Genomic DNA, 11934 nt, shown 5'->3' with positions numbered 1-11934 from the left:
ATGCCCGCGATCCCGAGCCAGCCCACCTTCGCGGCGGCCTTCGCCCGGCGCCCCGCCGCGCCCCGCCGGGGACTGCTGCCCGGCACCCGGGTGTGGGTGACCCTGGCCGCGGCGGCCGGGCTCGCCGCCGTCGTGGCCCTCGCGCCGCCCCTGCCGCGCGGAGAGGACACCCCGTCCCGACCACGGGCGGCGGCCCAGCCGGTGCCGATATCCGGCTCACCGCGAACCCCCGCGAAGTCCTCTCCGCGTACGAGACCGCCAACGGCCACCCCGACCCCGGCCGCCGCGCAGCCCGCCTCCCCGGCGCCGGGCGGACAGCAGCCCGCGCCGCCCGACGCGCCCACGGCCCCCCGAACGAGCGCCCCGCAACAACCCCCGGCCCCGGCGCCGGCGGTGCCCGGACGGGCGATCGTCGGCGTGCAGTCCCGGCTGTGCCTGAGCGCGACCGTCGGCACCGACGGCACGGCACTTGTGCTCGCCACCTGCGACAATTCGCCGGCCCAACACTGGGAGGCGCTCGCTGACGGCACGATCCGATCCGTCGGGATGTGCATGGACGCCGCCTGGGGCTCCACGGCCGACCTGACGACCGTGCAGGCCGCCAGCTGCACCGGAAACCGGGCGCAGCAGTTCCGGCTCAACCCGTCCAACGACCTCGTCAATGTGCAGGCCGACAAGTGCGCGGACGTCTACAACCGGGCGACCGCCCCAGGCAGTCCGGTGAAACTGTGGCCGTGCAACGGTCAGGACAACCAGAAGTGGTTCTGGCGCTGACCCGCGCCGGCTGGAACGAGAGTCATATTCCGCAGGAACGTTTTCTGTGACCCCGTTACGATCGGGTTCCTGCCGCCGTTGAGGCGGGCGCAGCAGCGGGAGGGCGACAATGGAGGACGTATCGGTCGAGGTGCTTTCGCCTTTGAGCGAGTGCATTGACTTTTGTGAGACCGAATGTTTCCTCGACTGCTGCGGGATCGACGCCCTCTCCGCCGACCGCACCCGTGTCCAGGAGTGGTGCCATCAGGCGGGGTCGGTCGTGGTGCATGAGGCTCGTCTTCAGCTGGCGGCGCTCATCGAGGTGGTGGAGAACCGCTCGTATCTCGTCACGTCGACGTTCCTCAACCACCGCACGCACGACGAGGCCGCGCGGCGCGAATTGCTGGACTTCCTGGTGGCGATCGACGCGGGACTGGCTGCTGTCGACGCGTCGTGAGTGGTCAAGCCTCCCGAACTCTCTAGCGCCTGGCCGGCCGCTGCGCTGGCCCTGCGACGAGCAGGTCAGCGTGAGTGCCGGTGAAGGAGTGGATCAGGTCCAGCAGCGCCTGCGGTTGTTCGATCTGGGGTAGGTGTCCGGCCCGGTCGATGAGTGCGAAGTGGGCGTCGGGGATGGCGGCGGCGTAGGCCCGGCCGTAGGTGGGTGTGCAGATCTGGTCGCTGGCGCCCCATGCCACCAGGGTCGGGACCGTGATCCCGGCGAGCCGGTCGAGGAGTGTCGGGTCGGTCATGTCGCCTGCGTAGGTTGTGAGTGTCGCCCGGTTGCCGGCCAGTTCTTCGCGCTGTTCGGCGGTGAACGTCGACTCGTCGATGCGGTACCGGTCGGGCTCGTGGTAGCTGAGGTCGGCCAGCTCGGCCAGGGAGAGGCCGAAGATGTCGGCGACGGGCTGCCCGGGTACCTCGATGCCGGTGGCGTTGATGAGGACGAGGCCTGTGACCCGGTCGCTGTGGCGCAGGGCGAGTTCGGCGGCGATCCAGCCACCGATCGAGGATCCGATCACCAACACGTCGGCGAGGTCGAGCTCGTCGAGCAGGTCCTGGTAGATGCCGGCCAGAGCCTGGATACTGCTGAGCCACTTCGGGCGGTCGGTGCCGGCGAAGCCGGGGTGGGTGGGGACAAGGACTCGGTCGGGGGCGAGGAGTCCGCCGAGGCCGGCGACAGAGCGGGGTCCGGCGCCGCCGTGCAGGAGAAGGGTGGGTCGGCCGTTGTCGGTGTCGGTGAGGTGCAGGTCGACGGGACCGGTGGGGGAGTGGATTCGCATATCAGGAACCTTAACTAAGCATGCTTATATAAGCAAGCTCAGGTAGGATCGGTGCCATGTCCCGAAGTCCGCAAGAGGTCGGCCTGCTGGTCAAGAGGCTGCAGCACCGCCACCACCGAGCCCTGACCGCCGCGCTCGCCGCCCTCGACGTGTCACTCGCGCAGTGGGACACTCTGCGCCACCTCGAGCGCAATCCGGACGCCTCGCTGCACGACCTGGCCCAGCTGACGTTCCAGACCGACCAGTCGTTCGGCTCCTTGGCCGGCCGGATGGTCGAGCGGGGGCTGATCGAGCGGGTCCCCGGAGCCGGGCGCGCGGTCCGGCACCGGCTCACCACGCAGGGCGAGGAGGTGCGGGCGGCTGGTCAGTCTCTGGTGGACGCCGTGGCGCGGGAGTCGTTCACGCCGCTGACGGCCGAGCAGGTCGACCAGCTCGGAGACCTGCTCGACACCCTCCTGGCGTAACGCGGACCGCGCGCCCGACGGGGCCGACCCGTGGGGACTTCCCGCGGCGAGCGGAGCCCGAGGTGTGTCAGGGCCCCGTGCGTCCCACTGGCTCCGGCTCCGGCACCTGCTCGTCCCCGGACCGCGGATTCCCGACCGGGCCCCGCTGTTGATGGATATGATCGGTTTTGGCCGTTGAGGGGTCGGCGGCCGGAGGTCATCAGTGCACCCGGCACGGTTGAGGGGCCGGTCGGGAACGCGCGGACCTCACCGACGGGGGTGGCGTCAGGCGCACGAACGCCACCCCGGCGAGCCGGGCCCCGCTGAACTTCGCCGTCGCGGCCCCCCATGTCGCGCCACGGCGGATCCACGGCCAGTGCCACTGCTTCGGGGATCGCGCGGCACGTGTGTACAGGTCCATTAATGAAGATCGAGGGCCGCATTTCTGCGGTCCTCGATCCCTTCACCATACGACGGGACGGGGGACCCGTGTGGGTGAAACCCGAAACTAGCTCACCTTGACAACCTGGCCGGCGCGACCCGCCTCCAGCCGGACCCGGCGGTCAGCGCGGCAGCCAGTGCCTCGGCCCGCTGCCGGGTGAGGTGTTCGACGAGCCGATTCTTCCCCGCGACGGTGGCCTGCACCTCGAACGTGCCGTTCGGGTGGCGGCGGATGAACACCTCCGCCCTCGCCGCGTCGTCGAGTCGGCCGTTCCAGAACCGTGCGATCTCGGTCATCTCCACCTCCGAATCGTCGAAACTCCGCGTAGGGGAAGTCAAGACGACACGGCGGTGGGTGATGCCCGGCTGTCGGGTACGCCACCGCAGGGAGGTACCCGCAGACCCGCACGGACAGCCATTGAACCGGACAATCGGGCATGAACGTGGGCTCAGGGTGTGCCGGGCGGGCTGTCGACGGTACTCTGAGCGCGTGGACACGACCAGGACACCCCGTCGGCGCGCCTTTGAGGCCCGCCCGGGCCGCAGCGCGCTCGTCGCGCCGGACCTGGCGACCTTGACCGGACCGACCGAGGGCTTCGTGGAGCTGCCGATCGGCATCTGCTGGCAGTCCAACCGGTCGTTCGACCTGTCCCGTGACTACTGGCGTCGTTCCCTGTACCAGAACGTGCTCCGCGAGGCCGGCCGTCAGGTCGACCTCAACATGTTCCTGAACCGGGATGTGCTGGTGGAGCTGTGGCCCCGGCTCGTCCTCCCCAAGGGCGTGCGCGCCGCGTGGGAGCAGGCGCACCCGGAGCTGCGCCCGGCACTGACCGCCGCGGCCTGATGCCGGTGCACCCTTTCCACCGGCAGGTGGCCAGCATCGCCCTGACCGCGATCGGCCCGCTGGGCTTCGCCCTCGGCGGAGGCAACGCCCTCATGATCCACGGCCTGATCGACCGCCCCACCCACGATGTTGACCTTATGGTCGACGAGGAGGGCGCGGTCGCCGCCGCCGTCGAAGCCGTCGAGACCGCCCTGCGCGATGCCGGCCTCACCGTCGAGCGACTCGAGCGGGAGACGAACCTCTCCGACTGGTTCGAAGGTTTCGAACTGGAGCTGGCCGACTGGGCTGTCACCGACCCTTCCGATGGCCAGGTCATGCAGCTACAGATTGCACACATCGGTCGCCGCCGCGACACCGTCACCATGGACGTCGGCCCGGTCCTCGCCCTCGAGGACGCGCTCGGCTCGAAAGTGTGTGCCCTCGCCGGGCGCGCCGAACTGCGCGACTACTTCGATGTCGCCGCGGCCCTGGGGCGCTTCAGCGTCGACGAGCTCATCGCCCTGGCCCGCGACCTCGACCCCGGGCTCGGAGACGAGGACTTCGCCGACATCGGCGACCGCCTCGACGCCACCGACGACGAGGACTTCGTCGAAGAGTTCGGTCTCGCCGCGGCGGACATCGCCGCACTGCGGGCACGCTTCACAGCCTGGCCCCGCGCGTAACGCACCCGCCGGGGATTCAGGTGCCAGGTCACGGCCGCGGGCGTGGCGCCCCAGCCAGTGGTGGCCCCGAGAACGCTCAGCAGCGGTCGTTTCTACGGCCAGGCGTCGATCCGCCTCGGCCCGCGAGGAGCGTTCGAGGTGGATCGTCGACGTCACAACTGTCGGTCCCCGCCCGGCCCTCGGCCGGCGAACCACGGTCCGGGCCGGATCCGTGTCCCGTCACGACCCCCGGGCGCCACGGGAGCAGTACCCCGCTGGCCAGCAGCAGCACGGCCGCGATCACGAGCGTCGTGCGGACGTCGGTGAGGGCCGCCAGCGCCCCGCCGGCGAGAATGAAGACCGGCTGCACCGTCCGGGCACTCACCGACCACGCGGTCTGCACCCGGGACATGTGGTCGTCGGCGGTGGCGGCCATCCGGTAGCTGACGAACGTCGGGTTGAACACCCCCGCGCAGAACAGCAGGCAGAAGTCGGCCGCGAGGATCACGATCAGGCCGGCCGGGCCAACGGGCGCCAGGGCAAGCGCCCCGAGCCAGACGGTCCGCAAAACGCCGAAGGTCAACAGCACCCGGCGTTGCCCGAGCCGCGTGACCAGCTGGCCGGTCACCGCCGCACCGAGGACGCCGCCCAGGCACGAGACTCCGAGTGCCAGGCCGTACTGCCAGGCGGGCAGGCGCAGTTCGCGGAGCATCAGAACGGCGCGCAGTGGCGAGGCGAGCATCACCAGACCGCCGAACAGCATCGCGTTCCAGAACAGGGCCCGCAGGTCGGGCCGGGCGAGCAGGTACCGCCAGCCGCCGGTCAGCGTGACGAACCACGCTGTGCCGGCGGCGCGTTCGGGTGGGGCCGGCTCGGGGCTGCGCAGTCGTCGGATCCCGATCGCCGACACCAGAAAGCTCAGTGCGTTGACGACCACGGTCACGGTCGGCACCAGCCAGCCGATCAGCAGTCCGCCGAGCGGCGGGCCGACGCTGGCCGACACCCAGAAGGTCGACTCGAGCCGGGCGTTGGCAGCCGGCAGGGAACTGGCCGGTACCAGGGCCTTCAGGTGCGCGCTGCCGGCGGCGGTGAACACGATCGCGCCCAGAGTCTCCACGACCGCGACCAGGCAGAGTTGCCCGAAGCTCAGCCCGCCGAACGCGGCGGCCACGGGCACGCTGAGCAGGGCCAGGCAGCGGGCCAGGTCCGCGCTGATCATCACGGGCCGCTTCCGCCGGAATTCGATCGACGCGCCGAGCGGCACGGCCAGGGCCGCACTGACCAGCCCGGACAGTGCCGCGAGCACCGAGACCCGGAAGTCGGAGACGTCCAAGACCAGGATCGCGATCAACGGCAGTGCCCCGGCGCTGATCGCGGTGCCGAGCTCGGAGACGACGGTCGCGGCCCAGAGTCGGCGAAAGTCCGGTCCGAGCCGGGTCGGGGTGGCCATCCTGACGACGTTAGTCGGCCAGCGTGCCGGCTGTAGTACCCGTCAGCTTCGCTCGGATCGCTTCTGGCGCACGGTCTGCCGGCCCCGGCCCGAGGCCGCCGACCAGTTCCCTGCGCATCGACACACCCAGCTGGTGATGAGCACCGCGACGTCGTCGGTGATGATCTCGACGCCGGGATGCCCGCCTGACCCCGGCGAGCCTGGCGAGCACGCAGTGCGCGGCGGGCAAGCCGGGGGAGGCGTGCGCCACCGGGCATGACGCCTGGGACTGTGCGGCGCTGAGGTGCTCAACGGGTCGATAGAGGATCGGGTGGCGGCCCCTGGCCTCGGGTCTGTGCCTATCTCTGATGAGGGGCGAGGAAGGTGAGGAAGACGAGGAACGCCGTCGCTGCCAGGGCGGCGCCCAGTAGCAGGAGGTACCAGGTCCGGCGCTGGCGGCCCGCCGTTGAGGACGGCGTGCTGGGTGCGTCGTCGTGAAGGTGCGGGCGAGCGGTTGCTGAAGCCCTCGCCGCCGCCGGGTCCGTGCCCGCTGCGGTCGGGAGCGCGACCGGCGATGTGGTGGCTAGCCGGCCGTAGCGAAGCCGGGCGGTGCCGGCGGCTGCCGCCCAACCGACGGTCGCGGTCATCAGGGGCAGCGCCATCAGGTAGAACACGGCCTGGTTGCCGAGGTTGTCGGAGACGATCTGGGCGGTCGTCCAGCCGTCGCTGGGATCGTGTCCTGTGGCGCCGAGGACGGCGACCGCCAGAATCCCGTACAGGTAGGTGGCCAGGGCCGCGGTCACCGATGCCAGCCGGGCGGCGCGGCGGCCGATAGCGGCGCTGCCGCCCCACAACGTGGCGAACACCCCCACCACGACGGGTACCGCGATGATCAACATCGACCGGCCTTGCCCGTGGGTGTTGAGCCACTGATCGAAGGTGAACCCGCCGACCGTCAGCCAGACTGCCGTGACGAGCAGCCCGCCGATCAGCCCGGGAGCGGCCACGCCGGGGCGGCGCAGTAGCGCGCTGCCGCCCAGGACATAGCCGACGAGGAGCACAACCAGGAACGCCGCACCCGCCCAGGTCCAGCCGTCGGTACTCAGCCGGTAGTGCACGTGTGTGTAGACGGCCAGCCCGCCGGCGCTGGCGGCCACGGCCATCAGCGCGCTGAGCGCGGCGGCGGCCCGCCCCCACGGCGGCATGACCACCGCGGCGCCGACACAGCCGAGGGCGAACCGCCACCGCCGGCCCCGGTCGTCGAGCCGGTCCAACTCGCCGACCATCGCCTGGCCCCACTCCTGCCGGTCTGGGGCCAGTAGGCCGACAGCCCAGCCCAGCAGTCGGGCCGGAGCGTCCTGGCTGACCACCGGGTCTCCCGGAGCCGCCAGGAGACGGCGACGGATCACGGCCACCCCGATACCCACGAGGAAAACGAACAACAGCGGCATCATGACGCCTCACCTAGACGGAGTTTGGGGTGCGGGGCGACCCGGACGGACTGGGCGGCCGGCAGTGCGGCCACGTACTCCCGGCCGGTGCCGGTGAGCCGGTACAGGTGCCGGGGCGGCCGGCCGTCGGGGCCCGGCTCCCAGGTCGCCTCCAGCAAGCCGCGGTCGGCCAGGCGGACCAGGATCGGGTACAGCGAGCCGGACTTCAGGTGGACCTCCGTGGCCAGGTCATAGCCGTAACGCCACCGCGACGGGTCAACCGCCAGCGCCCGCAGGACGGTGACCGCCTGCGCGGACAGACCACGATTCCGCTGCATGCCCTTAACTCTACTCAAGTAGCGGTAAGGGTCAAGAGATCCTTCTCTTGCCACGTTCGGTGGGGTCGGCGGCCCGCCGACCGGCAGTTCCCACGGCCGACCGCCTGGCGCTGTACTCCACCTACCGGGGCTCCGAAACTCCACCGACAGGGGCTACGAATCGCAAGCCTGGCGACAGCGGCAGAAGGAACTGATCGACATGGGGGACTGGATGCTGCGATGCGGGTGGAGTGTGAGGATATGGAGCGCCGGTTCCCAGGCAAATACGCTGATCAGATCGAGAGGCACCGGGCGCTGCGGCGGCGGTTGTTGAGCGGGAGCAGGCATCCACACATTGATATTTGAACTACAGCCACAGACTGGCGTGCCTCCCATCCTCTTCGGGATGACCGTCGAGGAAGCCCGCGCCGCGATGGAGAGCTGGGGCGTGCTGGAGGATGCGACACACCCGGTAGCGACTCACCGCGACTTCGGGTTCGCGATGAGGATTTGACTCGAGATGTGTTCGTTCACTTCGATGACGGTCGAGTCAGCGCGGTCCAGTTGTGGCGTCCCGAGGTCGCCGATGGTGAGGTCCGCGCGATGTTCGATGGGATCGACATATTTGGTCAACTTGCCGATACGGTTATGGATCAACTTCGGAACCGGGGTATCGAGATTGACCTCGATGATCCGTGGCATCCGACATGTGGCGGGGTCACTCTCGGATTCGATCGCGAGGGCGGCGACGACTGCGACGACGATGGACTCGCTCGGTATTTCGGGTCAGTCTTGGTGGCGCCGCCGGGGTACTTCGGCTGATTTTCAAAACGCCGTAGATTAGAGGCTGTCCTGTAACGCTTCGCTGAGCTTGATCGACGATCTTGGCGTGGCTGTGATCACCGCGTCGGAGCGGCAGTGGGTGGAGCTGTTCAGTGGGCTGTCGGTGCGGCAGTTTCGGGTCCTGGTGCGCCAGGTCGCCCGGCTCGGCGGGGCGGCGGTGGCCGATGGGCGGGCGTGTCGACAGTGGTCGTTGCCGTTGGCGGACCGGGTGTTGCTGGTGGCCTGCTACTACCGGACCAATCTGACGATGCGCCAGGTCGGGCCGCTGTTCGGAATCACGCACTCGGCCGCGGGGCGGATCATCGAACGCCTCGGCCCGTTCCTGGCGCTACAGCCAACGCCCCGTCGTAGAGGCGAGGTCTTGGTCGTCGACGGCACACTTGTCCCGACCCGGGACCGGGCTGTCGGCGCATCGTCGAAGAACTACCGCACGAGCGTGAATCTGCAGGTCCTGATCAACGCCGACACGCGTCTGGTCGTCGCGATCGGGCGGCCGCTGCCGGGCAACCGCAACGACTGCGTGGCATACGCCGAGTCCGGCGTCGACAAGCGTGCCGGCACGGCGATCGTGATCGCTGACGGCGGCTACCAGGGCACCGGCCTGCTCATCCCACACCGCCGTCGCGCCGGACAGGTCGACCTGGACCCGTGGCGGGAAGAACACAACGCGTCCCACCGCCGCGTCCGGGCCCGCGTCGAACACGTCTTCGCCCGCATGAAGTGCTGGAAGATCCTCCGCGACTGCCGACGCCGAGGCGACGGCGTGCACCTCGCCGCCCTCGCCGTCGCCCGCATGCACAACCTTGCCTTGACGAGCTGAGCCACCCTGATCGACCGATCGGGGTGGCTCAACCCCTGCCAAGATCAGTTACAGGACAGCTTCTAGCGTCATGTCGACGTCGGGCCCCGCGAACCAGGTTCGCGGGGCCCGACGTCTTTTGTGGCGGCGAACGGGGCAATTGAAACTTTCTCTGTAGCGGTTCGTGGCTGTGGGTGATCATTTGGTGCGGTCGTATTCGTGGTGGAGGAGGACGAGGGCGGCGGCGGTGATCGCGCCGATCCGCCAGGCGCCCGCGTCTTCCCGTTGCAGGACAACACATCCGGCGTGTCCCGACAGGCCACGCCGACACCGCACGCCGTCCCGCGACGTTTCCGCGAGGCTTCAATGTGGTTGCTGCCATCTGTGGTTGGTGGTCGAATGCTGTCCATGGCGGCCCTCCGTGAATCTTCGGCGACCTACGAAGCCGTCGACGGCAGTGAACTACCCCTGCTGGTCTTCGAGCCAGCCGAGGGCACACGGCCCGCAGCTGGGATCGTCTTGTTCCACGGTGGGGCTCTGCGCAGGGGATCAGCCGACGGGCTGGCCCCGCACTGCCGTGCATTGGCCTCGCGCGGGATCTTCGCGGTGTCTGCCGGATATCGGCTTCTCGGTCAGGGCGCTGTGAGCATCGACGACTGCGTCACCGACGTCCGGCGGGCGATGGAGCACTACGGGAAACTGGCCGCGTTACGCGGGCTCGAGGCGTCATGTCTGGCCTCGGGAGGCAGTTCGGCCGGTGCGCATCTCGCGCTCGTCGCCGCGATGATCCCCCCTGGCGGGCCCGTACCGGCACCCGAGCCCGGCGTCGCCGCCGTCGTGGCCCTCAACCCGGCGGGCATGGACCTGCTCGCCTTCTCACCAAAGCTGCGGCGCTCCGTCGAACAGGCGGTCGGCATCGCTGAGGGCAGGGCGATCGAGTACTCGCTGATCGAGTTCGTGCGTACGGGAAATCCGCCGATGCTGATCCAGCACGGCACCAGCGACGAGGTAGAACCGATCGACCACGTGCGCCGGTTCCGGGACGTGATGGCGCAGGCCGGCAATGAGTGCACACTGCTCGAGTACGAACACGCCAAGCACGCGTTCCACTACCCCGGCCACGGCGGACACTTCGACAACGTCATCGACGCAACGGCCCGGTTCCTCTCCGAGCACATCGCAGCCAACTAGCACGAAAACCGGAAGACTTTCGGCCGGCCAGGGGTGGGCCAACGACCCCCGGACTACTGACACCTCGCCCGCGCATCGACGCGATCACACCAGCAGCCGCCCTGGTCCTTCTCCGCCACAAACAGGAACCTCACCCGGCTGTAGCCATGGACGCGCTGAGGCGGCGTTTCGAGCATCGCCGCCCGCGTCCAGGTCGCTGCGGCCGGTCATCGTTAGACGGCGAAACTCTCAATTTTAGGCTTAATGAAGCCTTCGAGGCTATAGCCTCATGTTCAAATAATGATTCCTGGGGCGAGCTGTGGAACGAATTTCGAACCGAATGGTACTCCGAGGTGGTGGAGTTGCTGGACGATTGCAGGTTCAAGGACTTGCTCGCTGAGCAATAAGCTTGGATGCGATATTGGATGAACCCAGGCTGGGCGAAAGAAAGATCACCAGCATGTGGCCCTAGACCGCGCAGCCTAATGGCCTTGGAGCACTTTTCTGGGACAAGTCCAACAACTAGCCCATAGCAGACGATCCTTTGTCGGCTTCAAGACAACGGATCGCGACGATCTGTATCTGACCTGGTTAGCGGATGACGACCGCACGGGCACTCGCAAAACAAACTACCCAAAAACTATTGATCGATCTTGCTGGATGGGCTAGTTGTGGACCGAGAGCCCGCCCAGGCAGGAGATCGAAATGGATGTTTCGCCAAGGATCCCCTCCAGTAATAGCTCGACTAATGTCGACCGTATCTCGCATCGCTACACGGTTCTCGGCTTTCGGCTGAACCTCATACAACTCATAGTGGGCATAGTTTTTGGCATTCTTGGAGCCATTGGAACAATAGTTGGGATTGTGACTACGGTCAATTCTGGCGGTCAGTCGCAGGCGGGTAGCTCAATCGTATCAGCAGGCTCCGGATCATCGGCGCAGGACCATGAGCGGTGGGCAAAGGCGGTGAACGTCGTCTGCAGTAAGTCTCAGGAGAAGTTCAAGAAAATTCCCGTTCCACAGCTCTCGGACGGCACGATGACTGCCGCCGAAGTCAAAGCATTCGCCGAAATGTTGACATCCATGGCTACCCTGGACTCGGAATTGGCGACGGAAATTGCCAAGATTGCGGCACCTCAAGACATACTCACTCAAGTGCAGGGCCATGTTAATCATCTTCAACAGGCCTCCAGCTCTTTGCGACAGGCGGCCCAAGATCTGCGAGACCGTGGTGGCTTCGTTGACCAGGGGGACAGGGAGCACCTATTCGCGGTCATGGACATGTCCATGTCGGCAAGCAACGGGTTGGGCCTATTGGGCGCACCCGAGTGCGCTGACTAGTTTCGTGAGTTGGGGAATCAGCGGCAGCGGGTGGCGGACCTCTTAGTGGCCAGTTCGCCGAACCGGCGCTCCGTCAGGCTATCGGCACTCTGCTGACCCAGCGGGCCTGTACGATTCACTCGTCCCGACACGACCTCCGGCAAAAGGCCGGAGGTTCGGGCTACGCATGATTGGACAAGGCTCCGGCCGGCACAGCCGCTCTG

At 68.1% G+C, this 11934-nt stretch carries 14 protein-coding genes; 8 read left to right on the top strand and 6 right to left on the bottom strand.

The window, feature by feature from the left end:
• Both IW245_RS13410 and IW245_RS13405 read left to right on the top strand, forming a co-directional pair.
• Window positions 1-774, top strand: a complete 774-nt coding sequence (locus tag IW245_RS13410) for a ricin-type beta-trefoil lectin domain protein (protein ID WP_197003508.1) — start codon at window positions 1-3, stop codon at window positions 772-774.
• 109 nt (window positions 775-883) lie between these two features.
• A complete protein-coding gene (locus IW245_RS13405; RefSeq protein ID WP_197003507.1) occupies window positions 884-1210 on the top strand; it encodes a DUF6331 family protein in 327 nt (108 codons plus the stop codon).
• A gap of 22 nt (window positions 1211-1232) precedes the next feature.
• Here IW245_RS13405 and IW245_RS13400 read toward each other — a convergent pair whose 3' ends face one another.
• On the bottom strand, window positions 1233-2033 hold the full coding sequence (locus tag IW245_RS13400) for an alpha/beta fold hydrolase (protein WP_197003506.1): 801 nt from the start codon (window positions 2031-2033) through the stop codon (window positions 1233-1235).
• A gap of 56 nt (window positions 2034-2089) precedes the next feature.
• Here IW245_RS13400 and IW245_RS13395 point away from each other — a divergent pair, with 56 nt between their 5' ends.
• Window positions 2090-2497, top strand: a complete 408-nt coding sequence (locus IW245_RS13395; RefSeq protein WP_197003505.1) for a MarR family winged helix-turn-helix transcriptional regulator — start codon at window positions 2090-2092, stop codon at window positions 2495-2497.
• A gap of 492 nt (window positions 2498-2989) precedes the next feature.
• Here the strand turns inward: IW245_RS13395 and IW245_RS13390 are convergent, their stop codons facing one another.
• The gene (locus tag IW245_RS13390; protein WP_197003504.1) at window positions 2990-3214 is read right to left on the bottom strand and encodes a hypothetical protein; all 225 of its coding nucleotides are present in this window, start codon (window positions 3212-3214) and stop codon (window positions 2990-2992) included.
• Between the two features lie 193 nt (window positions 3215-3407).
• On the opposite strand from IW245_RS13390, the gene IW245_RS13385 reads away from it, so the two are divergent.
• Window positions 3408-3761, top strand: coding sequence for a hypothetical protein (locus tag IW245_RS13385; RefSeq protein WP_197003503.1), 354 nt, complete (start codon window positions 3408-3410; stop codon window positions 3759-3761).
• Window positions 3762-3787: 26 nt separating this feature from the next.
• On the top strand, window positions 3788-4423 hold the full coding sequence (locus IW245_RS13380; RefSeq protein WP_197003502.1) for a nucleotidyl transferase AbiEii/AbiGii toxin family protein: 636 nt from the start codon (window positions 3788-3790) through the stop codon (window positions 4421-4423).
• Window positions 4424-4499: 76 nt separating this feature from the next.
• Here the strand turns inward: IW245_RS13380 and IW245_RS13375 are convergent, their stop codons facing one another.
• The 4 genes from IW245_RS13375 to IW245_RS13360 form a co-directional block, all read right to left on the bottom strand.
• Window positions 4500-5852, bottom strand: a complete 1353-nt coding sequence (locus tag IW245_RS13375; RefSeq protein WP_197003501.1) for an MFS transporter — start codon at window positions 5850-5852, stop codon at window positions 4500-4502.
• A 338-nt stretch (window positions 5853-6190) separates the two neighbouring features.
• A complete protein-coding gene (locus IW245_RS13370) occupies window positions 6191-7285 on the bottom strand; it encodes a hypothetical protein (protein ID WP_197003500.1) in 1095 nt (364 codons plus the stop codon).
• On the bottom strand, window positions 7282-7599 hold the full coding sequence (locus IW245_RS13365; protein WP_197003499.1) for a PadR family transcriptional regulator: 318 nt from the start codon (window positions 7597-7599) through the stop codon (window positions 7282-7284). Before IW245_RS13365 ends, IW245_RS13370 begins: the two co-directional genes overlap by 4 nt.
• A gap of 459 nt (window positions 7600-8058) precedes the next feature.
• A complete protein-coding gene (locus IW245_RS13360; RefSeq protein ID WP_197003498.1) occupies window positions 8059-8280 on the bottom strand; it encodes a hypothetical protein in 222 nt (73 codons plus the stop codon).
• Between the two features lie 187 nt (window positions 8281-8467).
• On the opposite strand from IW245_RS13360, the gene IW245_RS13355 reads away from it, so the two are divergent.
• The 3 genes from IW245_RS13355 (at window position 8468) to IW245_RS13345 (ending at window position 11731) form a co-directional block, all read left to right on the top strand.
• Complete coding sequence (locus tag IW245_RS13355; RefSeq protein ID WP_197003497.1) at window positions 8468-9241, top strand: transposase; 774 nt, start codon at window positions 8468-8470, stop codon at window positions 9239-9241.
• Window positions 9242-9439: 198 nt separating this feature from the next.
• Entirely contained in the window at window positions 9440-10411 is a 972-nt protein-coding gene (locus IW245_RS13350; protein WP_197003496.1) for an alpha/beta hydrolase, read from the top strand.
• Between the two features lie 648 nt (window positions 10412-11059).
• Window positions 11060-11731, top strand: coding sequence for a hypothetical protein (locus tag IW245_RS13345; protein WP_197003495.1), 672 nt, complete (start codon window positions 11060-11062; stop codon window positions 11729-11731).
• The last annotated feature ends 203 nt before the right edge of the window (window positions 11732-11934 follow it).

The sequence above is a fragment of the Longispora fulva genome, assembly GCF_015751905.1.
Taxonomy (GTDB): Bacteria; Actinomycetota; Actinomycetes; order Mycobacteriales; family Micromonosporaceae; genus Longispora; species Longispora fulva.
Note: the sequence above shows the minus strand (reverse complement) of the source record. Positions and strands in the feature narration are given on the sequence as shown.